This window comes from Streptomyces sp. NPDC040405 (genome assembly GCF_055595765.1).
Map to the genome: position 1 here is coordinate 544,007 of NZ_JBVIVI010000004.1, position 22,083 is coordinate 566,089.

Annotated in this window: 20 protein-coding genes and 1 pseudogene; 10 read left to right on the plus strand and 11 right to left on the minus strand. The window is 71.9% G+C overall.

All coding sequences use genetic code 11. The features are described 5' to 3' along the window. Positions 1–28: 28 nt before the first annotated feature. The gene (locus tag ACZ59A_RS20110; protein ID WP_470960437.1) at positions 29–412 is read right to left on the minus strand and encodes a DUF2795 domain-containing protein; all 384 of its coding nucleotides are present in this window, start codon (positions 410–412) and stop codon (positions 29–31) included. 342 nt (positions 413–754) lie between these two features. Between ACZ59A_RS20110 and ACZ59A_RS20115 the strand changes: the two genes are divergently transcribed. Next, positions 755–1,342, plus strand: coding sequence for a TIGR03086 family metal-binding protein (locus ACZ59A_RS20115; RefSeq protein WP_470960438.1), 588 nt, complete (start codon positions 755–757; stop codon positions 1,340–1,342). Between the two features lie 37 nt (positions 1,343–1,379). On the opposite strand, the gene ACZ59A_RS20120 is transcribed toward ACZ59A_RS20115, so the two are convergent. Continuing rightward, positions 1,380–2,018 carry a MarR family winged helix-turn-helix transcriptional regulator gene (locus tag ACZ59A_RS20120; protein ID WP_470960439.1) on the minus strand — a complete coding sequence of 213 codons (639 nt, stop codon included), beginning with the start codon at positions 2,016–2,018 and terminating at the stop codon, positions 1,380–1,382. Between the two features lie 501 nt (positions 2,019–2,519). Between ACZ59A_RS20120 and ACZ59A_RS20125 the strand changes: the two genes are divergently transcribed. From ACZ59A_RS20125 to ACZ59A_RS20135, 3 genes are all read left to right on the plus strand, one after another. Then, positions 2,520–3,086 carry an NADPH-dependent FMN reductase gene (locus tag ACZ59A_RS20125; RefSeq protein ID WP_468047178.1) on the plus strand — a complete coding sequence of 189 codons (567 nt, stop codon included), beginning with the start codon at positions 2,520–2,522 and terminating at the stop codon, positions 3,084–3,086. A 134-nt stretch (positions 3,087–3,220) separates the two neighbouring features. Next, positions 3,221–4,489: an MFS transporter gene (locus ACZ59A_RS20130; RefSeq protein WP_470960440.1), complete on the plus strand. Its 1,269-nt coding sequence runs from the start codon at positions 3,221–3,223 to the stop codon at positions 4,487–4,489. 31 nt (positions 4,490–4,520) lie between these two features. Then, positions 4,521–5,378 (plus strand): arylamine N-acetyltransferase family protein, encoded by an 858-nt coding sequence (locus ACZ59A_RS20135; RefSeq protein ID WP_470960441.1) that lies wholly within the window; start codon positions 4,521–4,523, stop codon positions 5,376–5,378. 61 nt (positions 5,379–5,439) lie between these two features. On the opposite strand, the gene ACZ59A_RS20140 is transcribed toward ACZ59A_RS20135, so the two are convergent. From ACZ59A_RS20140 to ACZ59A_RS20160, 5 genes are all read right to left on the minus strand, one after another. Next, a complete protein-coding gene (locus ACZ59A_RS20140; RefSeq protein ID WP_470960442.1) occupies positions 5,440–7,545 on the minus strand; it encodes a catalase in 2,106 nt (701 codons plus the stop codon). Further along, the gene (locus ACZ59A_RS20145; protein ID WP_470960639.1) at positions 7,545–8,108 is read right to left on the minus strand and encodes a type 1 glutamine amidotransferase domain-containing protein; all 564 of its coding nucleotides are present in this window, start codon (positions 8,106–8,108) and stop codon (positions 7,545–7,547) included. Before ACZ59A_RS20145 ends, ACZ59A_RS20140 begins: the two co-directional genes overlap by 1 nt. 92 nt (positions 8,109–8,200) lie before the next feature. Beyond that, complete coding sequence (locus ACZ59A_RS20150) at positions 8,201–9,292, minus strand: enolase C-terminal domain-like protein (protein WP_470960443.1); 1,092 nt, start codon at positions 9,290–9,292, stop codon at positions 8,201–8,203. 30 nt (positions 9,293–9,322) lie between these two features. Continuing rightward, positions 9,323–11,143: a thiamine pyrophosphate-requiring protein gene (locus ACZ59A_RS20155; protein ID WP_470960444.1), complete on the minus strand. Its 1,821-nt coding sequence runs from the start codon at positions 11,141–11,143 to the stop codon at positions 9,323–9,325. Positions 11,144–11,182: 39 nt separating this feature from the next. Further along, the gene (locus ACZ59A_RS20160; protein ID WP_470960445.1) at positions 11,183–12,148 is read right to left on the minus strand and encodes a TIGR03557 family F420-dependent LLM class oxidoreductase; all 966 of its coding nucleotides are present in this window, start codon (positions 12,146–12,148) and stop codon (positions 11,183–11,185) included. 417 nt (positions 12,149–12,565) lie between these two features. Between ACZ59A_RS20160 and ACZ59A_RS20165 the strand changes: the two are divergent. Beyond that, positions 12,566–13,175: pseudogene (locus ACZ59A_RS20165) on the plus strand (sigma factor). Between the two features lie 13 nt (positions 13,176–13,188). Here the strand turns inward: ACZ59A_RS20165 and ACZ59A_RS20170 are convergent. Further along, on the minus strand, positions 13,189–14,397 hold the full coding sequence (locus tag ACZ59A_RS20170) for a PAS domain-containing protein (protein ID WP_470960446.1): 1,209 nt from the start codon (positions 14,395–14,397) through the stop codon (positions 13,189–13,191). 124 nt (positions 14,398–14,521) lie between these two features. Here ACZ59A_RS20170 and ACZ59A_RS20175 point away from each other — a divergent pair, with 124 nt between their 5' ends. The 5 genes from ACZ59A_RS20175 to ACZ59A_RS20195 all read left to right on the plus strand — a co-directional run bounded on the left by ACZ59A_RS20175 (position 14,522) and on the right by ACZ59A_RS20195 (position 19,944). Then, the gene (locus ACZ59A_RS20175; protein ID WP_470960447.1) at positions 14,522–15,265 is read left to right on the plus strand and encodes an ANTAR domain-containing response regulator; all 744 of its coding nucleotides are present in this window, start codon (positions 14,522–14,524) and stop codon (positions 15,263–15,265) included. A gap of 92 nt (positions 15,266–15,357) precedes the next feature. Then, on the plus strand, positions 15,358–16,578 hold the full coding sequence (locus tag ACZ59A_RS20180) for an aminotransferase class I/II-fold pyridoxal phosphate-dependent enzyme (protein ID WP_470960448.1): 1,221 nt from the start codon (positions 15,358–15,360) through the stop codon (positions 16,576–16,578). 28 nt (positions 16,579–16,606) lie between these two features. After that, positions 16,607–17,710 (plus strand): MBL fold metallo-hydrolase, encoded by a 1,104-nt coding sequence (locus tag ACZ59A_RS20185; protein ID WP_470960449.1) that lies wholly within the window; start codon positions 16,607–16,609, stop codon positions 17,708–17,710. Between the two features lie 72 nt (positions 17,711–17,782). Continuing rightward, positions 17,783–18,850 carry a right-handed parallel beta-helix repeat-containing protein gene (locus ACZ59A_RS20190; protein WP_470960450.1) on the plus strand — a complete coding sequence of 356 codons (1,068 nt, stop codon included), beginning with the start codon at positions 17,783–17,785 and terminating at the stop codon, positions 18,848–18,850. A gap of 11 nt (positions 18,851–18,861) precedes the next feature. Continuing rightward, entirely contained in the window at positions 18,862–19,944 is a 1,083-nt protein-coding gene (locus tag ACZ59A_RS20195) for a methyltransferase (protein ID WP_470960451.1), read from the plus strand. Between the two features lie 107 nt (positions 19,945–20,051). Here ACZ59A_RS20195 and ACZ59A_RS20200 read toward each other — a convergent pair whose 3' ends face one another. From ACZ59A_RS20200 to ACZ59A_RS20210, 3 genes are all read right to left on the minus strand, one after another. After that, positions 20,052–20,810 (minus strand): class F sortase, encoded by a 759-nt coding sequence (locus ACZ59A_RS20200; RefSeq protein WP_470960452.1) that lies wholly within the window; start codon positions 20,808–20,810, stop codon positions 20,052–20,054. Positions 20,811–20,897: 87 nt separating this feature from the next. After that, positions 20,898–21,446, minus strand: coding sequence for a hypothetical protein (locus ACZ59A_RS20205; RefSeq protein ID WP_468047149.1), 549 nt, complete (start codon positions 21,444–21,446; stop codon positions 20,898–20,900). A 313-nt stretch (positions 21,447–21,759) separates the two neighbouring features. Continuing rightward, positions 21,760–22,083: a TcmI family type II polyketide cyclase gene (locus ACZ59A_RS20210; RefSeq protein WP_468047146.1), complete on the minus strand. Its 324-nt coding sequence runs from the start codon at positions 22,081–22,083 to the stop codon at positions 21,760–21,762.

Here is a 22,083-nt window from a genome sequence, read left to right on the forward strand (position 1 = left end):
GGGCCGGGCCTCGCGTCTCGGGGGCCGCTTACGCCTCGGGGCGCAGACCGAGCGCGGAGACCACCTCCTGCACGGTACGGAACGTTTCGTGGGCGGGCAGCTCTTCGGCCAGATTGATCAGCCGGTCCGGTGCGTGCCGTTCGTGCAGGACGCGCAGCACGGCGCTCCGTTCCGCCGGGAACGTCGTACGGCCCAGATGGCGGGCGAACTCGAAGCGCAGCCTCTCCGCCTCGCCGATCGCCCCCGGCGAGGGCACCGGACCGGTCGTCACCGCCGGGTCGTCGTCGGCGGCGGGCTCCGGGTCGTGCCACTCCTCGACGCGGGTCGGATGGCCGGAACGGATCAGTCCCTGAAGCTCCTGCTTCATCTCATCGTCCCGGTGAGCGCTCAGCCGGTTGCTGCCTCGCTGCATGTCGGTCCCCTTCCCTCATGGGTCCGTGGTGCTCGTGGGATGGTCATGTCCCCGAGTAGTGGTTCACTGCGTCGCGCCGCCCAGGTGCTGCCGGTCACTCCCTCCTGGCGGTCCGGTTTTTCGTCCCTCCCGCGTACCCGTCGCCACGCCACTGACACGGGACCGGAGGGGTCGGGTCCGGAAGTTTTTCCGGGAGGGTTTGAGGTCCTCCGGCCCGGGGACCCGGCGTGTGGCCGAGCGGCCCGCAGGGAGTGAGGGCGGCGCCGGGCACGGGAGATCAGGGGCCCGTGCCCGGCGCCTCTGCGTTTTATTAGCGGCCCGTCGCGCGGGTACTCGGCGCCCATGACTGACACTGACGCGAACAATCCGCTGCTGGCCAGGCACGGTGAGGCGCTGGACCTGTTCACCGAGCGGGTGCACGCCGTACGGCCCGGCCAGTGGGACGCCCCCACGCCCTGCACCGAGTGGACCGTGCGGGACCTGGTGAACCACCTGGCGGTCGAGCAGATGTGGGTGCCCGCGCTGCTCCGCGAGGGGGCGAGCCCCGGCGGCGAGGACGACGTCCTGTCCGGCGATCAGCTCGGCGGCGACCCCGTCGCCACCTGGGACGCGGCCGTGGCCGTCGCCCGTACGGCCTTCCAGGAGCCGGGCGCCCTGGACCGCACCGTCGCCCTCTCCTACGGCGCGAGCCCCGCCACCGACTACTGCGCGCAGATGACCACCGACGCGACGGTCCACGCCTGGGACCTGTCCCGCGCCATCGGCGCCGACGAGCGGCTCCCGAAGCTGCTGGTCGACTTCGCCGTACGAGAGGTGGCGCCGTACGCGGCGGACCTGGAGAAGAGCGGCCTCTTCGCGGCCCCGGTGGAGCCGCCGCCGGATGCCGACGCCCAGACGAGGCTGCTGGCGCTGCTGGGCCGCGAGGCGTAGCCCGAACCGGGAGCTCCTCCCGGCCCCCGCGCGAACCTCAGCGGTCCGCTGCCGGCATCGGACACTCGATGGGGCATTGCCCACCGGCGCCGCCCCTTGTGCCGTCCCCGAGGGAGATGAGGAGAAGGCGCAGCAGGTGGGCAAGCTGGTCCTGCTCCTCCGGCGTCATGCCTTCCATGAGCTTGCGTTCGTTCTCGACGTGTCCCTTGACGACCCGGTCGACCATTGCCAGACCCTCGGCCGTCAGGGCGATCTTCACCCGGCGCCGGTTCTGGGCGTCCGACTCGCGGGTGAGCAGGCCCCGGTCCAGGAGCCGGGCGACGCGGTTGGTCATCGCCGCGGCCCCGATCATGCTGGCGGAGGCGAGTTCCTTGGAGTTGAGGGTGTACGGCGCACCGGCTCGCCGCAGTGTCGCGAGGACATCGAACTCCCAGCTCTCCAGCCCCTCGGAGCGCAGGTATTCGTCGACGCGCAGACTGGTCAGCCGGGCGGCGCGGGACAGGCGCCCGATCACACCCATCGGGGAGGCGTCGAGGTCCGGCCGGACGCGCTCCCACTGCCGGAGGATCGCGTCGACGGCATCGGTCGCGCCTGTCGGTTCGGAGGGCTCGCCTGCCGCGGTCTCCTCGCTCGTGGTGGCCAACTTGTCGTCGCCTGCACGCCGCTCGTCCGTCATGCCTCGGCTGTCCTCCGTTCCTTGATCGACCGGCCCTCGGCATCGAGGTCGAATCATTCGACACTGAATCTTCAAAAACTGAGAATACAGCCTGCTCAAACGCGAGGTGACGCGCGTCCGGACGTGCCGCGAAGCTCGGCTGCGCTCCCGTCAGAACAGACAGTTCGACGCCGAACTGTTTGACGTCGATGGCCGAAATCTGCTTACGTGTGAAGTGCATTCGCCGGGGCGGTCCCCGGCGCCCTCGCCACAACCTCCGAGGCTTCGGACGATGACGACCGAAGCCCCCCCACCGGAAACCCTCGTACGCACCTGACCGAAGTCCGGATGACATGCCCACAACAAGCACCCGCCTGCTTCAGTGGCACGCTCTGCGGCAGAACGGGATGGACAACCGGGTCCATGGCCTCGGCACACCCTCGCCGACCCCGGCCCACGGGTCGGCTCCGAGGCCCCCTGCACCGGACGCTTTTCCACCTCAGTTCTAGGAGTCACTTCGTCATGCCTGTGCGCATAGTCGCTCTCGTCGGCAGCCTCAGAGCCGGCTCGTTCAACCGACAGCTCGCCGAAGCCGCTGTCAGGCTGTGCCCTGACGGCGTGACCATCGAGATCGTCGAGGGGCTGGCAGAACTCCCTTACTACGACGAGGACATCGACCTGGCGGACGGCGTCGCCCCGCGCCAGGCCGTCGCCCTGCGCCGGAACGTCGGCGAGGCGGACGCCCTCATGGTCTTCACCCCGGAATACAACGGCACGACCTCGGCCGTCCTGAAGAACGCCCTCGACTGGCTCTCCCGCCCGTTCGGGGAGAGCGCCCTGTCCAACATGCCGACGGTCGTACTGAGCGCGACGTACGGCCAGTTCGGCGGCGTATGGGCCCAGGAGGAAGTCATCAAGGCGCTCGGTGTCGCCGGTGCCCAGGTGATTCCCGGCGAGGGAGTCGCCGTGGGCAAGACGGAGACGCGCTTCGCCGACACCCACCCCGTCGACGACCCCGAGATCGCGGGGCAGTTGCGCCGGGCGGTCATCAGCGCCGCCCCGCCCGTCGGCCGACTGCAGGAGGTCTGACCGCACCGACCCTCAAGGACCGTGGCCTGCGGTGCGTCAGCGTGTGCCGGACCGCAGGCCACCGTCCCGCACGGTCCGCATCCGGACCGTGCGGCCCCTGACCGTCACCACTGCCCCGGAGAGGCACAACCACCATGACAACCGACACCGGGACGAAAGCGCCTGAAGCGCCGTTCGCCCGTACCGTGGGGACCCTGGCCCCGATCGCGATCATCCTGGCCAGCCAGGCGTACGCCACGATCTCGCTCATCCCCAACTTCGCCTCGGCCTGGCACACCAGCGACGAGGGGGCCGCCTGGGCCACCACGTCCTTCGCCATCGCCTTCGCCTTCGGCTCGCTGCTCGCCGCGCCGCTCAGCGCCCGGCTCGGCCGGAGGGGCGCCCTGGTGTGGTCGATCTCCGCGATGGCCGTGATCACGATGCTGGTGCCGTTCACCGAATCGCTGCTGTCCGGCTCGCTGGTCCGAGCGGTGCAGGGCGTCGCGGCAGGTGTCTTCTCACCTGTGGTCTACGCCTACTTCGGCCAGCGGCTGCCCGCCTCCCGGCTCGCCACGGCGATCACCATCATCTCCTGTTCGCTGGGCGGTTGCCTGGTCGTCGGACAGGTCGCCGCCCAGCTGCTGGAGCCGACCTTCGGCTGGCAGTCGCTCTTCTGGATCTCCGGCCCGCTGCTGGCCCTGTCGGCCGTGGCGGTGCACAAGGTGATGCTGCCCGACCTCCCCAGCCCCACCACCCCCAAGGGCTCGCCCCAGAAGGCCGGGCAGTCGGCCACCGCGCCTCGCTCCGGTCTGCTGCGCATCGTCCCCTTCCTGGTGGGCGGCGTGATCTCGCTCGGCGGCATCACCTCCGCCTACACCGCGATCCAGCTCTACGGACCCTCCGGCCTGGCCGGTGACCACGACGCCATGCTGGGACTGCGCGCCAGCGCACTGCCCGCCCTGGTCCTCTCGGTGGTGCTGGCGCCCGTGCTCGCCCGGATCGTCCCCAAGTGGCGTGCCGCCGGGGCCCTCACGATCTGCGGTATCGGTGTGGGCACCGCCGCGCTCCTGAACGACAGCGTGGTCGGCATGGGCGCCGCCATGTTCTTCACCATGCTCGCCTCGTCCAGCGCCACCCCGGCCCTGGTGCAGTCGACCGGTGCGGCGGCAGGGGCCGCCGCCGGTACCGCGCTCGCCGTCTTCAGCTTCGTGCTGAACCTGTGCGCCGGGCTGGGCGCCCAAGTACCGGCGCTCTTCGGGGAATTCGTCCCCACGGCCCTCTGCCTCGCCGCGGCGTACCTGATCGCGGCCATCATCGTCACCCTGTTCGGACCGACCGGTGCCCGGCCGCGGAAGGACACCGTCGCGGCACGCTCCGAACCCAGCGAAAAGGCCGAAGCCGAAGCCGTGTCCCAGCGCGGCTGAGCCACGCCACAGCACTTCGAGGAGACCTGCGATGACCACCTCTCTCCCCACCTCCGCCAGCACCGCCCCGCGCAATCTGTGGGAGGACGAAACCCCGGACCTGGACGCCTACTTCGCCCGGATCGGCTACTCCGGCCCGCGCGAGGCGACCCTGGCGACCCTCACCGAGATCCATCGGCGCCATGTCGACACCATCTGCTTCGAGTCGATCGACGTGGGGCTCGACATCCTCGTGCCGACCGGTGTCGCGGGCATTCAGGACAAGCTCGTCCACCGTGGGCGGGGAGGCATGTGCCTGGAACACAATCTGCTGTTCGCGGCCGTCCTGGAGGCCCTGGGCTTCACCGTCAACCGGCACCTGGCCCGGGTCCGCCGCGGCAACACCACGGACGTGCGGTTCCGCTCCCACACCATGCTGACCGCGCGGGCCGAGGGGCGCACCTACCTCGTGGACGTCGGCTTCGGGGACGCGGGGCCGCTCCACCCCGTGCCCTTCGAGCACGAGGGCCACTCCACCGTCGGCGAGTGGACGTGGCAGGTGGTCCGGGAGGGCGAGGAGACCTGGGTGCTCCGCACGCTCAACGCGGACAGCTGGTTCGACGTCTACGCCTTCGGACTGGAGACCCAGGCCCCGAGCGACTTCGTGGCGTCCTTCCACTACACCGCCACCCACCCGAAGTCCGTCTTCACCGGCCACATCGTGGCCCAGCGCGGTGACGACAAGGCCCGCCACGTCCTGCGTGACCGGACGCTGCGCACGCAGCGTCCGGACGGCCTCATCGACGAGCGTCAGCTCACCGCGGACCAGGCGGTACAGGAGCTGCGCGACGGCTTCGGCGTCACCCTCACCGACGAGGAGGCCGCCGCCGTACGGACCTTCCTCGCATGAGGTGACCCCGCATGCTCCCGGCACCGCGCCCTCCCCGGCTTCGCGCGGTGCCGGGCCGCGGTCAGGGGCGCGCCGGGGGGCGGGTGAAGTGCCGGTGGGCGGCTATGGCATCGGCGAACGCCCGGGTGAACTCCTCGCTCGCCGCCCCCGTCGTCGTATCGGTGACCACGCCCCGGTCCGCGCAGACCTGCCCATGCCCGGCGGACAGGTGAAGGCCGTCGGGGCTGAGGGCGGTGAGCAGGCCGACGCCCGAGCCCAGGGCGCCGATGGGCTTGCCGTGCCGGTAGGCGTCGCGGACGAAGCGCATGGCGGCCTCGTCGGAAGCCAGGTCCGGAGTTCCGGGGGGACCACCGGGCAGCAGGACGGCGTCGTACAGCACGGAGGCGACGGTCGGCAGGGCGCGGTCCACCGCGTAGCCGTTGCCGTCGCTGCCGCGCACCTTGCCGTCATGGGCCGCGAGCGCTTCGACGACGGCCCCCTCGACGGTCAGCGCCTCCTGCGCCTGGGCGAGCTGTCCGGCGTCCACGCCGTCCGTGACCAGCACCGCGACGGTGCGGGTGTGGAGGGAGTGGTCGCCGCGCAGGTTGTCCAGGCTGAGGGCGGGCGAGGCGACGGGTTTGTGGTTGTCGCGAGCCGGGGCGGGGTTGGCGATGCCGATGCCCTCGGCGACCTCCGTGGCCAGGCCGTAGTCGATGTGGGCGAGCTGGTCGACCGTACGCTCGCGGATCCGCACCGTGGCCACCTTGCCCAGTTCGAAGCGGAAGGCGGCCACGATGTGCTCGCGCTCCCAGTCGCTCATGCTGTTCCAGAACATGGCGGCCTGGCTGTAGAAGTCCTTGAAGCTGGGGCTGCGCTTGCGGATCTTGTCGCCGTCGACGCGTTCCGCGTAGTGGGAGAAGGCATAGCCGTCGGCTCCGGCGATGGCGGGGCAGCCGCCGCCCAGGGAGTTGGGGGAGTAGTTGGTGCCGGTGTGGATCTCGCTCTGGTGGTAGCCGTCGCGGTGGTTGGTGCGTACGGGGGCGACGGCCTGGTTGACCGGGATGTGCGCGAAGTTGGGGCCGCCGAGCCGGATCAGCTGGGTGTCCAGGTAGGAGAAGTTGCGGGCCTGGAGCAGCGGGTCGTTGGTGAAGTCGATGCCGGGGACGACGTTGGCGGTGTGGAAGGCGACCTGCTCCGTCTCGGCGAAGAAGTTGTGCGGGTTGCGGTCCAGGACCATGCGGCCGAGCGGCCGCACCGGCACCTGCTCCTCCGGGATGAGCTTGGTGGCGTCGAGCAGGTCGAAGTCGAAGTTGAACTCGTCTTCCTCCGGCACCAGTTGAACGCCCAGCTCCCATTCCGGGTATTCGCCCGCCTCGATGGCGTTCCACAGGTCGCGCCGGTTGAAGTCGGGGTCCCGGCCCTGGCACTCCTGGGCCTCGTCCCACACCAGCGAGTGCACGCCGAGCTTGGGCTTCCAGTGGAACTTGACGAAGGTGCCCTTGCCGCTGGCGTTGACGAAGCGGAAGGTGTGCACGCCGAAGCCCTGCATCATCCGGTAGCTGCGCGGGATGGCCCGGTCCGACATCAGCCACATCATCATGTGCATGGTCTCGGGCTGGAGAGAGACGAAATCCCACAGGGTGTCGTGCGCGGAGGCGCCGGTGGGGATGTCGTTGTGCGGTTCGGGTTTGACCGCGTGCACGAAGTCGGGGAACTTGATGCCGTCCTGGATGAAGAAGACCGGCATGTTGTTGCCGACCAGGTCGTAGTTCCCCTCCGAGGTGTAGAACTTGGTGGCGAAGCCGCGTACGTCGCGCACCGTGTCGGCCGACCCGCGCGGCCCCTGCACGGTGGAGAACCGTACGAAGACGGGGGTGCGGACGGACGGGTCCTGGAGGAAGGCGGCCTTGGTGAACTCCGCGCAGGACTCGTACGGCTCGAAGTACCCGTAAGCGCCCGCGCCGCGCGCGTGCACCACCCGCTCCGGGATCCGCTCATGGTCGAAGTGCGTGAGCTTCTCGCGGAAGTGGAAGTCCTCCATCAGCGTGGGGCCGCGCTCGCCCGCCGAGAGCGAGTCGTCGGTGTGGTCGACCGCCACGCCCTGGTCGGTGGTCAGCGGCCCTTCGGCGGGGTCGGCGGCCAGGTGCTCCTCGCGCTGCCGCTCCTTGCGGTCCGGCTGTCCGGTCATCACGCCGCTCCCTTCCGCGCCGAGCCCGTGGCCCTCGCGAACTCCTCGACCAGGGCCTCGTCGAACGCCTTCAGGTCGTCCGGCCTCCGGCTGGTGATCAGGGTGTTCGGGCCGCCGTCGCAGATCTTGACCTGCTCGTCCACCCAGACACCGCCCGCGTTGGTGATGTCGGTCCGCAGGCTGGGCCACGAGGTGAGGGTGCGGCCGCGTACGACATCGGCCTCGACCAGCGTCCACGGCGCGTGGCAGATCGCGGCGACGGGCTTGCCCGCGTCGAAGAAGCCCTTGACGAAGGCGACGGCCCGCTTGTCCAGGCGCAGAAAGTCGGGGTTGGCGACCCCGCCGGGCAGCACCAGAGCGTCGTACTCCGCCACGGTCGCGTCCTTCACCGTCTGGTCGACCTCGAAGGTGTCGGCCTTGTCGAGGTGGTGGAACCCCTGGACGCGGCCGGACGCGGTGGACACCAGTCGGGGCGTGCCGCCGGCGTCGCGGACCGCCTGCCAGGGATCGGTGAGCTCGACCTGCTCAACGCCTTCGGGGGCGACGAGGAAGGCGACCATCATCGTGTTCACGTCCTTTCCGGTGTCCTGCGTACGTCGTGCCATCCGTAGGTGAGCCGCCCGGCGGGTAGCCAGCAGGACGGCGCCGAAACCGCTCACAGCACCCGGTACGGCGTCGCCGTCTCGTGGCGGAAGGACATGCCGTGTCCCGGCGCACCGCTCACGCCGGGCCGCACCGAGCCGCCGGTGGGGTCGAGGGCGCCGGTGAAGAGGGTGGATTCGATGCGCGCATGGTCGTGGAACCATTCAACGTGGCGCAGGTTCGGTACGCACGCGGCCACCTGCGCATGGGCGTGCGGTGCGCCGTGCGCGGAGATCTCCAGCCCCATGGCCTCGGCGAGGGCGGCGGCGCGCAGCCAGACGGTGAGCCCGCCGCAGCGGGTGGCGTCGGCCTGCAGACAGTCCACGACCGGCGCCAGCCGCGCGAAGTACGGCAGCAGATAGCCGTACTCGCCCGCCGTGACGTCGCAGACCACCAGGTCGCGGACGACCCGCAGGCCGTCCAGGTCCTCGGAGGAGACCGGCTCCTCGAACCAGCCCACCCCGCTCTCGGCGAGCGCGTGCCCCATCCGCACCGCCTGCTTGCGGTTGTACGCTCCGCCCGCGTCCACGTACAGCTCCGCGTGCGGGCCGATCGCGTCGCGCGCGTGGCGCACCCGGGCGAGGTCGCGCTCGACGGCCCGGCCCCATGCCTCACCGATCTTGATCTTGACGCGATCGATGCCCTGGCCGTGCACCCAGCCGGTGAGCTGGGTGGCCAGATGGGTGTCGTGGTACGTGAGGAAGCCGCCGGAGCCGTAGACCGGCACGGACTCGTGCACCGCGCCGATCAGCCGCGGCAGCGGCAGCTCCAGCAGCCGCGCCTTGAGGTCCCACAGCGCGATGTCCACCGCGGAGATCGCGAAGGACACCAGACCGGGACGCCCCGCGTTGCGCACGGCGCGGCCCATGGCCTCGTTCGTCCCCGCGACGTCCATGGGGGAGCGGCCCAGGACATGGGCGCGCAGCAGGTCGCAGACCACCGACCCGGCGTCGGCCGGCGCGTACGTCCAGCCGAGGCCGGTGGTCAGCTCGCTGCGCGCCTCGACCACCACGACGGTGGTCTCGTCCCAGGCGAGGGTGGCGTCCGCCTCGGGGGCGTCGGTCGGCACCGTGTAGGCCGTGACGTCCAGCCGCTCGATCTTCACGGGGCACCCGCGCTCACGTCTCGTCGCCGCTCATGCGCCGTCGCCGTCGGCCTTCTTGCCCCGGTGCGAGCGGTGCGGCAGGTACTCCTGCACCTTCGCCTTCAGCCCCTGGCGCACCATGCCGGTGCGGTCCGGGTCGCCCTTGGCCATCGATTCGAGCGTGGCCTCCATCTGCTCCCAGGTCGCGTGCGGCGGGATCGGCGGCACGGCCGGGTCGGTCAGGAACTCGACGCACACCGGGCCGTCCGCGCTCAGCGCCTCGCGCCACGCCTGCTCGACCTGTTCGGGCTTCTCCACCCGGATGCCCTTCAGGCCGAGCGATTGGGCGAACCGGGCGGAGGACACGTCGGGGATCTCCTGCGAGGGCAGGAACTGGGGCGCGCCGCCCATCGCCCGCATCTCCCAGGTCACCTGGTTGAGGTCCTGGTTGTTCCAGACGCCGACGATCAGCCGCGGATCGTCCCACGCGTGGCGGTACTTGGCCGCGGTGATCAGCTCCGCCATCCCGTTCATCTGCATCGCGCCGTCCCCGACCAGCGCCACCACGGGCCGGTCCGGGTGGGCGAACTTGGCGCCGATCGCGTACGGCACGCCGCTGCCCATGGTGGCCAGTGTGCCGGACAGGGAGCCGCGCATCCGGCCGCGCATCCGCACATGGCGCGCGTACCAGTTGGCGACGGAGCCGGAGTCGCAGGTGAGGATCGCGTCGTCGGGGAGCAGCGGGTTCAGGCAATGCGCCACGTACTCGGGGTTGATGGGGTCGGCGGACACCTCGGCGCGCTGCTCCATCACCTCGTCCCAGCGCCGCACCCCCGCCATCACCCCGTCCTGCCAGCCGCGGGACTCCTCGCGGCGCAGCATCGGCAGCAGCCGCAGCAGCGTCTCGCGCGCGTCCCCGACGAGGTTGACCTCGTACGGGTAGCGCATCCCGATCATGTGCGGGTCGAGGTCGATCTGCACCGCGCGGACCTTGCCGAACTCCGGCAGGAACTGGGTGTACGGGAAGCTGGAGCCGATCGTCAGCAGGGTGTCGCAGTCGCGCATCAGCTCGTACGAGGGGCGGGTGCCCAGGAGTCCGATGGGCCCGGTGACATACGGCAGGTCGTCGCTCAGCACATCCAGCCCGAGGAGCGCCTTGGCGACGCCCGCGCCGAGCGTGTCCGCCACCTTCCGCACCTCGGCGCGCGCCCCGGTGGCGCCCTGGCCGACCAGGATGGCGACCCGCTCGCCCGCGTTCAGCACCTCGGCGGCGCGCTCCAGCGCGCTGCTGGAGGGCACGGCGGACCAGCCGCTGCGGTCCAGGCTGGAGGGCACCATCTTGAACTCGTGGGTGGGCGGGGTGTAGTCCAGCTCCTGGACGTCCGCCGGGATGATCACGGCGGTGGGGGCGCGCCGGGCGTAGGCGGTGCGGATGGCCCGGTCCAGCACGTTCGGCAGCTGCTCGGGGACGGTCACGGTCTCCAGGAAGTCGGAGGCGACGTCCTTGTAGAGGCTGTGCAGGTCGACCTCCTGCTGGTACGAGCCGCCCATCGCGCTGCGGTGGGTCTGGCCGACCAGCGCCACCACCGGGACGTGGTCCAGCTTGGCGTCGTACAGCCCGTTCAGCAGGTGGATGGCGCCCGGCCCCGAGGTGGCCGCGCAGACGCCGAGCCGTCCGCTGAACTTGGCGTAGCCGACGGCCTGGAACGCGGCCATCTCCTCGTGCCGCGCCTGGATGAACCGGGGTTCGTTCTCCGCCCGCCCCCACGCGGCGAGCAGTCCGTTGATGCCGTCGCCCGGGTACCCGTAGACATGCTCGACGCCCCATTCGCGCAGCCGGGCGAGGACATAGTCGGCGACTTTGGTGGTCATGTCGGTCACTCACTCCTGTGGGTGCTCGGAAATCAGGGCTCAACCGGCCAGCTGCGGCAGCACTTTGGTGCGGTAGAAGTCGAAGAAGCCGCGCTGGTCGGGGCCGATCTGGTTGACGTAGACGGTGTCGAACCCGGCCTCGGCGTAGGCGGACAGCGCGCTGGTATGGGCGTCCACGTCGTCTCCGCAGGTCACCTTGGACGCCGTCCGCTCGGGCGGGACGAGTTCGGCGGCCTGCTCGAAGTGGGCCGGGGCGGGCAGTGTCGTCAGCAGCGCGCCGGGCAGCGACTCGACGGCCCACAGCCGGTGTGCGGTGCGCAGCGCCTCGTCGGCGTCCGGCCCCCAGCACACCTTGAGGCCGCCGCGTACGGGCTTGTGGTTGCCGCTCGCACCGCTGCCGCGCCGGAACCGCTCCACCAGCTCCGCGTCCGGCGCCATGGTGATGAAGCCGTCGCCGACCCGCCCGGCCAGCGCGCAGGCGGCCGCCCCGGACGCGGCGATGTCGATGGGCACCGGCTCGTCGGGGACCGTGAACAGCCGGGCGTTCTCCACCGTGTAGTGCTTGCCGTGGTGGTCGACCCGGCGCCCCGTGAACAGCTGGCGCATCACCATCACGGCCTCTTCCAGCATCTCCAGCCGGAGCGGGGCCGGGGGCCAGCGGTCGCCCAGCACATGCTCGTTCAGGGCCTCACCGCTGCCCACGCCCAGCCGGAACCGGCCCTCCAGCAGGACCGCGCTGGTGGCCGCCGCCTGGGCGACGATGGCGGGGTGGACGCGGAACGTCGGGCAGGTCACGGCGGTCTGCACGGGCAGCGAGGTGGCCTGGGCCAGGGCGCCGATCACGGACCAGACGAACGAACTCTGGCCCTGTGCCGCGTTCCAGGGGTGGTAGTGGTCGGAGATCCACAGCGAGGTGAACCCCGCCTGTTCCGCCATCCGCGCCTGCTCGACCAGCTCGGCGGGACCGTGTTCCTCGGCGGCCAGAAAGTAGCCGTACTCGGTCATCGGACCCTCCTCGAGCGCGGATGCGGTGCCACGGGTAACCGCCGCGCGGGGAAGAAAACACGGGAAGAAACCTTGTTCGGCAGGGTCTCGAACGGGTTCGGCGGGGTCTCGAACGGGTTCGGCGGGGTCTCGCACGGGCACGGGACCCTTAGGCCCTGTCCGGCGGATCTTCGCGGGCCCACGACGCCTGGCACGGCACCTCGCCGCGTTGTCGGGATCGCCCGAGTACGACCCGGTACGAGGACGACCCTCCGCCTTGCGATGTACCGCACCAGACGCCGCGGGCTGATCCACGAAGATCCGCCGGACAGGACCTAGTGCTTCGGACCGGAGGCACGCCACAGGAGCAGCCCGGCTGCGACAGGCGTGTCCACAGTGGTCGCCTCATTTGTCCGGTTCGCTCCCAGGTGACACACCATAGCCCAAGGGAGGCGCGGCCGCCCGTCGAAGGAAGCCCTGCGCCAGGACGCCGCCCGCGCCTGGACGCCGATGGCCGAGCGGCTGGCCGGTCAGTTCCGCAACCGCGGCGAGTCCGCCGAGGACCTGCGCCAGGTCGCCACGCTCGGCCTGGTCAAGGCCGTCAAGGGCTACGACCCGGACCGCGGCTCGGCCTTCGAGAGCTACGCCGTGCCGACGGTGGTCGGCGAGGTCAAGCGCCACTTCCGCGACCACCCGTGGGGCCTGCACGTCCCGCGCCGGGTGCAGGAGTCGCGCAACCGTTCCGTACGGCGGTCCAGGGGCCGACCCGCTCCCCGGACGCCCGTACGCCGTGCGTCGCCGACATCGCCGCGCGCACCGGGATGAGCGAGGAGGACGTCCGGGCGGGGATGGAGGCGCTGGAGAGCTTCAGCCCGCTGTCCCTGGACGCCGAACTGCGCGGCGCCGACAGCGGGTACGCGCTCGTCGACACCCTCGGCACCCCGGAGCCCTCGTCATCGCCGACCGGATGGGCCTCTCCCAGATGCATGTCTCCCGGCTGATCAGCCGCACCTGCGAACGCCTGGGCGAGGAAGTCGACGCGGCCTGAAGCGCGGGGACGGTCAGCCCTCCCGGACCCGGGGGCGGCTGAGGGCCAGCGCGATATGGCGGGAGACGCGGTCCGCCGCGCCCGCCTCCGCCATCTCGAAGGCGCGCCGCCCGCCCGTACGGAACAGCGTGAGCGCGCCGTGGACCGGGGACGTGGGGGAGACCCGCAGCGGGATGCACAGCAGCGAGGTGACCTCCTCCCGGACGAGCACGGGCGCGCCCGTGGCGTCCCGGCCGAAGGCGTTCGCGTCCGGCGGGCTCACCCGCAGGGCCGACACCCCGTCGTCCAGCGCGTCGGCCACCAGCGGGCAGCCGGCCGGATCCTGCCCGGCCAGCGAGGCCGTGCGCTCACCGGCCGCCTCCGGCGGGCCGAGCGCCACCATCCGGCGCGGCGCGCCGGTGGCGCTCTCGGCCAGGTCGGCGATCACCCAGTCCGCGAACCGGCCGTGCAGCAGCTCCGCCGCCCGCTCCAGCACCTCGTCCGGCCCGCCGCCCGCGAGGGTGACCCGCAGCAGCGCGGTCGCCATGTCGTCCACCAGGTCCAGCAGTTCGGCGTGGCGCGTCACCTCGGCCAGATCCGGTTGCGCGGCCGTCCCGTCCACCGTGTCCTTCCTGGCGGACCTGGGCACCGCGAGCGTGGCCGAGGAGACGGCCACCGGGGTCCCGCGCTCCGGCTGGAAGGCGGCCAGCACCGCCGGTTGCGGCTCGCCCGGCGGCCGCAGGGCCGCCAGCGTCACCCGGACGCCGCCGTCCGGCCCCGGCTGCGACAGATACACGGTCAGGCTCCGCCCGCCCTCCCCGCGCGCCACCGCCGCCACTTGCGACCGCAGCGCCGCCTGTCCGTCGCGGCGCAGCGACGACGTCAGCGGGCGGCCGGTGGCGTATCCGGCGCGGGTGTTGAACAGTTGGGTCGCCGCAAAGTTCATACGACGGACGACGGACTCCCGGTCCAGCAGGACGACTGGAATCGGCAGTCGCTGGAACAGGGCGCGCAGCAGCTGCTGTTCGTGGGGATCGCCCCGTCCTCCCGAGGGGGCGCGGCTCGCCGCGGCCAGCTCCTCGTACCGCGGCCAGAGCACGTCGACCACGTGCTGGAGCTCGAAAAGAGCGGCGTCCAGCAAGGACAGCCGCTCTTGCGAAGGCAGCGCCCTCGCCGTCCGCAATTCATCGACACGTCTGCGGAAATCCGTGAGTTCTGCACCATAATCCTGCGCCCGGGACATGGGCATACGTTAGCCCGGCGGGCGGCGCCGCATCCGCCGGGTGTTGTTTTCCGCGCAAGGCAGCGGGAAGCCGACCGAAAGGGACCTCCGCGACCTCTACCCCAGGAAAGGACCGGAGTCGGCGATGCCCGAACGCTCGTACAGCCGTCCGCAGTGCCAGCCCGATGCCCCCTCGCTCGGCCGGGGGCTCGCGGAGCTGGCGGAACAGGCCGCCTCGTGCACTCCGGCCAGCTGCGGGGCGACCGCCACGGCGCTCCTTCCCCAGGGGCCCGCCGTCGACGCGGAGGACGACCGGACGATCGCCGCCACCCACCCCGATCTCTCGGCGCTGGTGTCCGTGCAGATGATGTCGGGCGAGGGGCCGATCCTGGCCGCCCTGGACACCGGCCGCCCGGCGGGCGCCGACGATCTGCTGCACGATCTGCGCTGGCCGCGCTTCCGGGCCCGGGCGCTGGACGCGGGGGTGCGGTCGAGCGCGACGCTGCCGTTCGAATGTGACGGGCTGACCGTCACGATCTCCGTCTACGGCCTGCGGCCCGGCCCCCTGGCGGAGGCGGCCCAGGGCGCCACCGAACTGCTCGGCGACCTCACCACCGAGTCCCTGGCCCGGGACCGCCTCTACCGCGCCGCCCTCGCCCAGGTGGACCAGCTGGACGCGGCGCTGCGGTCGCGCCCGGTGGTCGACCAGGCGTGCGGGATCGTGATGTACGTACTGGGGTGCGACGCCGACCGCGCCTTCGACCTGCTGCGCCGGACCTCGCAGCGGACGAACCGCAAGCTGGTGAACGTGGCCGAGACGGTCGTACGGACCCGTGGCCGCGGCCTGGAGAGCCGGCTGATCGCCCTGGACCAGGACGACTCCTCCTGACCGTCCCGCCTCCCGGGTGTCGTCCCACGCCGCCGCCACCGCGGATCTGCGAAGGTGGACAGCGTCGGCACACACACGAAAGGTGTGGACGGATGCAACGGCAGTGGACCGCACCGGCCCCGGCTGACCGGGACGACGGCGGGCTGCCGGTCCTCCCGGAGCTGGCCGCGTGCTTCGCGGCGGCCGCGGACCGGGTCGCGCCGGAGCCGGTCGGCGGCTCCGTCGACCTGTGCACGGCCGCCTGCGGCTACTGGTCGCGGCGCGGGCTGTGGACCGACCCCGAGCACGTCGTGGCCGCCCCCGGCGCCGAGCCGCTGCTGCTCGCGCTGCTCGCCTCGGCGCCCGGCGGCGACGTGCTGCTGCCCCGCCCCTGCGCCGCCTGGTACGAGCCGCTGGTGCGGCTGGTGGGGCGGCGCGGGCACCACGCCCCCGTACCGGCCGAGTGCGGCGGGCTGCCCGATCCGTTCGCGCTGCTGGAGACCGTCCGCCGGGTCCGGGCCGAGGGCGGGGCGGCGCGCATCCTGCTGCTGTCCGTCGCCGACGACCCGACCGGCACGGTGGCCCCGCCCGAGCTGCTGCACGAGGTGTGCGAGGCGGCGGTGGCCGAGGGGCTGCTGATCGTGAGCGACGAGACGTGGCGGGACACGGTGCACCATCCGCACGGCACGGTGCTGCTGAGCCCCGCCGAGATGGCACCTGAGGACGTGGTCGTGCTCACCGACCTCGCGGGCGCCTTCACCCCGGTCGGCTGGCCCGCCGCGGTGGCCCGGTTCCCGGCCACCGGGCGCGGCGCGGAGCTGCGCACCAGGGTGCTGTCCACGCTCACCGCCGTACGGGCCGGGCTGCCCGCGCCGGTCTCGGTGGCCGCCGCCTACGCGCTCACCGAGCCCGAGCCGGTGCGCGGCCGGATGGCCGCCGCCGCCCGCGCGCACGGGGCGGTGGCGGCCGCGGCGTACCGGGCGCTGACCGCCGTCGGCGCGCTCTGCCGCCCGCCCCAGGCGGGCCGTCAGCTGTACGCGGACCTCGACGAGCTGCGCGGGGTGCTCGCCGCCCGCTCCCTCACCGATTCGGTGGAGCTGGAGCGCGAACTGGCCGCGCGGCTCGGCCCGGCGGTGGCCGGTGGCCACCGGTTCGGCGACCCGCCGCACACCCTGCGGGTCCGGCTGTCGACGCTGCCGTTGCTCGGGGCGTCGGACGAGCTGCGGCTCGCCGCGCTGGCCGCCCCGGATCCGCTGCGACTTCCCTCGGTGGCCGAGGAGTTGGCCGCCTTCGAGGCGGTCTTCCGTCAGCTCGTCCGGGCCGGGGCGCCATGACCGGCCGACCGTGGAGGGAGCGCGTCCCATGACCGACCAGGCCGAACCCACCGAAGCGGGTGAGGACCGCGGCCCGTCCCGGTCGCCCCTCCCGGCGCGGCCGCCCGGCGCGGGGCACCCCGCTGCGGGGCAGCCGACTCCCCTCGCGCCGCCGCCGCTGCCCGCCCCTCGCCCGCTCGGCGAGGTCCGCACCTGGCCGAGGTCGTTCGTCCACCGGCTCACCTCCCCGCTGCCCGGGGTGCGCGCCCTCGCCCGGCTGGCCCGCGAGGGGCGGCTGCGGCCGCCGGTGGAGAGCCTGCGCCAGATCCCGGACCTTCCCTTCGCGCCGGGCCCGCTGCCGCCGACCGGCCCCGCGCAGACGGCGCTGACCTGGGCGGGGCACGCGAGTTGGGTGCTGCGGACCGGCGGGCTGACCGTGCTCACCGACCCCGTCTGGTCCCGCAGGATCCTCGGCACCCCGCCCCGGGTCACCCCGCCCGGGGTGCGCTGGGAGGATCTGCCGCGCGTCGACGCGGTGGTCATCAGCCACAACCACTACGACCACCTCGACGCGCCCACCCTCAAGCGGCTGCCCCGGGCCACGCCGCTGTTCGTTCCGGCCGGTCTCGGCGGGTGGTTCCGGGCGCGCCGGTTCACCCGGGTGACCGAGCTGGACTGGTGGGAGGCGGCCGAACTGCCGGGCGAGGGCGGCCCGGTGCGCTTCGACTTCGTCCCCGCGCACCACTGGAGCAAGCGCACCCTGACCGACACCTGCCGGTCGCTGTGGGGCGGATGGGTCGTCACCGCGCCCGACGGGCAGCGGGTGTACTTCGCGGGCGACACCGGCTACGGCCACTGGTTCCGGGAGATCGGCCACCGCTACCCGGACATCGACCTGGCGCTGCTGCCGGTCGGCGCGTACGAACCGCGCTGGATGCTCCGTCCGGTGCACACCGATCCCGACGAGGCCGTACGGGCGTATCTGGACCTCGGGGCGCGGACGCTGGTCCCCATGCACTGGTCGACGTTCCTGCTCGCCGCCGAACCGCCGCTGGAGCCCCTGCACCGGGTCCGTGCCGCCTTCGAGGCGACGGGCCGCCCCCGCGAGGAGCTGTGGGACCTGCCGGTGGGCGGCTCCCGGGTGCTGGAGTAGCGGCCGAAGGGGCGGATAGCCCACGCGGGGAATAAGTGGCGAGTGGTGCATCTCGCCCATAACTTCCTGTTCATGCGCACACGAAAGCTTCGCTACGTCGCGGGCCTCACGGCCGCCCTCGCCATCGAACTCACCCAGCTGCCGGGCGCCCACGCCGCCCCGGCCCCCACCGTGCACACCGTCAAACCGGGCCAGTCGATCCAGGCTGCGGTGAAGGCGGCCCGGCCCGGCGACACCATCCAGCTGCGGGCCGGTGTCTACCAGGAGAACGTGCAGATCACCAAGAGCCGCCTGACCCTGCGCGGGGTGGGCCGCACGACCGTCCTCACTGCGCCCGCCAAGGCGTCGGCCAACGCCTGCGGCAAGGCCGGACACGGGGTATGCGTCACCGGTACGGCCCAACACCCCGTCAGCAATGTCCGGATCCGCTCGCTGACCGTCACCGGCTTCCCCAAGAACGGCATCTGGGGCTCGCGCACCGTCCGGATGGACGTACGCCACACCCTCGCCGAGAAGAACGGGCAGCAGGGCATCGGCCAGCAGCTGTCCACCCGTGGCACCTTCCTCCGCAACATCTCCCGCAACAACAAGGAATCGGGCATCTTCCTCGCGAACACCGTCGACGCCGAGGGCGGCGCCACCGACGCCAAGGGCACCCGGGTCGCCGAGAACCGGCTGACCGGCAACCGGATCGGCGTCGTGGTGCGGCGGCTGCGCAACCTGACCGTCGAGCAGAACACCGCCACCGGCAACTGCGGCGGGGTGTTCGTCGTGGGCGACGAGTCCAAGCCGCGCGCCGGTGACCTGACGGTGGCCCACAACGCCGTCCACGCGAACAACGCCTACTGCGCGCCCAACGCCCGGCTGCCGTTCATCCAGGGCGCGGGCATCGTGCTCACCGGCGCCGAGACCACCCGGGTGACCGGCAACCAGGTGCACAACAACGTCGGCACCTCGCCCATGTCCGGCGGGATCGTGCTGTTCAAGAGCGTCGTCGGCATCGCGAACAGCAAGAACGCCATCAGCCGCAACGTGCTCACCGGCAACAAGCCCGCCGACATGGCCGACCGGGACAAGGGCCCCGGCAACACCTTCACCGGCAACGTCTGCACGCTGTCGGTGCCCACCGGCCGGTGCTGAGAGGCGGCGTCATGACCACCACTGCCACCCCGGCCCCCGACAGCACCGACCCCGACGGCACCGCCCCCGGCACCCCGGCGGCCGCGTCCCAGGCCGCGGCCATGCAGCTGCGGGAGATCGCTTTCGGCGCCGCCCGGTCCGCCGCCGTACGCGCCGCCGCCCGGCTGCGCGTCGCCGACGCGCTGGGGGAGGAGCCCACCTCCATCGGCGAACTCGCCGCCACGGTGGACGCCGAACCCGACCCGCTGTGCCGCCTGCTGCGGGCCCTGGCCTGCTGCGGGATCTTCGCGGAGACCGACGACGGCCGCTTCGTCCACACCGACATGTCCCGGCTGCTGCGCGAGGACGCCCCGCGCAGCCTGCGGTACATCTCCCTGTGGTGCACCGAGCCGTGGACGTGGGAGGTCTGGCCGCGGCTGGACCGGGCGGTGCGCTCCGGCGGCGTCGTCTTCAACGACTTCTACGGCAAGGACTTCTTCACCTATCTGCACGAGGACGCGCCCGAGTCGGCCGAGGTCTTCGACCGGGCGATGACCACCTCCAGCAGGCAGTCCGCGGCCGATGTCGCGGCCTTCATCGACCTCGACGGCATCAAGGAGGTCGCCGACATCGGCGGCGGCCAGGGCCATGTGCTGGCCAGCCTCCTGGAGAAGCGCCCCGATCTGCGCGGCACCCTGCTGGACCTGCCGCAGGTGGTGGCGGGCGCCGATGCCCGGCTGCGGGACGGCGGCGCGCTGGCGGAGCGGGCCACGCTGGTGCCGGGGGACTGCCGCCGGGAGATCCCCGTTCAGGCCGATCTCTACATCATCAAGAACATCCTGGAATGGAACGACGAGAACACCCGCCGCACGCTCGCCAACGTGGTCGCGGCCGCGCGCCCCGGTGCCCGGGTCCTCGTCATCGAGAACCTCATCGACAACAGCCGCTCCTCGTTCACCACGGCCATGGACCTGTTCCTGCTGCTCAACGTGGGCGGCCGCAAGCACACCACGGACAGCCTGGTGGCGCGGATGACCGAGGCCGGGCTGAACGTCACCGAGAGCCGTCCCGTCAACGCGTATCTGCACGCCATCGACAGCACGGTGCCCGGCTAGCCGCCGGTGCGCACAGCGCGACGAAGGTGCCCGCACCCGCGGGCACCTTCGTGGTTTTCGGTGAGGGTTTTCGGTGAGAGGTTCCGCTGTGGGGTTCCGGTGTGGGCTCAGGCCCAGCGGAACGAGGTGAGGTGGGCGAAGGCCACCACGTTCGCCGTGTAGTCCTTCGCGGTGTGGTCGTACACACCGCCACAGGTGATCACGCGCAGCTGGGCGTCGTTGGTGTCCCCGTACACCTCCCGGTCCGGGAAGTCCTTCTTCTTGAACGTCCGCACCTCGTCGACGACGAACGTGGCGAGGATGCCGTCGTCGCGGGTGATGGTCACCTTGGCCCCCGCCTTCAGGGTGCTGAGCATGGAGAACACCGCGGGGCCGGTCTTGGTGTCCACGTGTCCGGCCACGATGGCGTTGCCGCGCTCACCGGGGGAGGGACCGGCCTTGTACCAGCCGACGAGGTTGTTGTCGGTGTCGGGCGGCGGGACCAGTGTTCCCGCGCGGTTGAGCGACAGCGCGGTGAACGGGGCGGTCACGCCGATCGAGGGGATGTCCAGCTGGTTCGGGGCCGACCGCGGCAGCGCGGGCCCCGGCCGGGACGCGGGCTTGGACGCCGGCGCCTGGGAGTCGGCCCCCGCCGGGGGCACCTCCGCCGTCTCCGGCTGCGAATCCGCCTCCTCCGAGGAGGTGACCGCGGGCGTGGCCGGTGCCACCGGGGAGGAGGACTGGGAGGACGCGTCGACCGAGTTGTAGATCAGGAAGACACCGATGAGGGCCGAGGCCGCGGCCCATCGGAGCGTGCGGGTGTTGTTGTTGCCGTCAGTACCGCCCTGCTTGCCCTGGTTGCCCATGCGGGTGTTCGCCTTTCTCACAGCGCCCGTTCGTGGCGCTGCCGTGGCACCTCCGCCGAAGCGAGCGGTGGTGCCACGGCAGCACGGGTTCTTTCGGAAGCGTCAGGCTCAGATAGCGGTGCCGGACGGCTTGCGGCGACGCAGGGCGTAGGCGCCGGCGCCGAGCCCGCCGAGGAGCAGAACCGAACCGGCGGCCATGCCGCTGCCCGTGGTGGCCATGCCGCCACCACCGGTGTGGACACCGCCCTTCGGCTTCTCGTGGCTCTTCCAGGACCCGCCGTCCCAGCTGTGGTCGTCCTTCTTGCCCGACCACTCGTGCTTGCTCGGGTCCTCGTCCTTGCCCTTCCCGGACCAGTCGTGCTCGCTCGGGTCCTCGTCCTTGCCCTTGCTGCCGCTGTCGGACCAGTCGTGCTGGCTGGGGTCCTCGTCCTTGCCCTTCGGCTCTTCCTTCCCGTGCTCTTCCTTCTGGTCCTTGTCCTTGTCCTTCCAGGAGCTGCCGCTCTGACCGTAGCCGTCCTCGGAGGACTCCTGGCTGCTCGAGTACCCGCCGTGACCGCCCGGGTCCGAGACGTCGGCAGCGAACGCGGCGGCGGGGGCGCCCAGGGTCAGGGTGGCGGCAATCGCCGCCCCGGCGAAGAGTGCGCGAGTAGATCGCATGAGTCATTCCTTCCGGCACCGGCGCGATTACTGACCATTTGCCAGACAAAGGGATCGCGTCGGCGTCTTAACCACCGTCAGCGAAGAGTGGCCCGGCTGCCACCTGACGCGGCCAGCAAATCTGATGGATGTAAGCCCTCCGAGTGGAGTTCCGGCCGTTGATCACTCTTATGCCGCGCGAACGGGCTGACGGTGAATCATCTGATTGGCCGACAGGCTTTTCGGCTTTCCCGTAAACGCCGAAACCGGCCTCCGCGCGTATGCGGGCAGCCGGTTCGAATAAAGCGGGCCGGGCAGTCGCCCGGCCCGGTTCCTAGCGCTCCCAGCGGTAGAACTCGCTCGCCATGGCGTCCTTCGGCTCCCGCCAGGTCGCCGGGTCGTAGGCCTGTACATAGGCCGTGAGCCGTTCGCTGATGGCGCGGAACTCCGGATGGCCGGCCACCCGCGCGACCTCAGGTCCCGGCGGCCGGTCGGCCTCGATCAGGTGCAGATACAGCTCACCGAACTGGAACAGACTCCGGCCCCGCACGCCTATCAGCCCCGGCAGTTCCCCACGGCGGTCGGACTCGTCGAAGACGGCGGCTATGTCCGGCGCCGCATTCTCCTTCATCCGGGCCACGATCAGTTCACGGTGCAT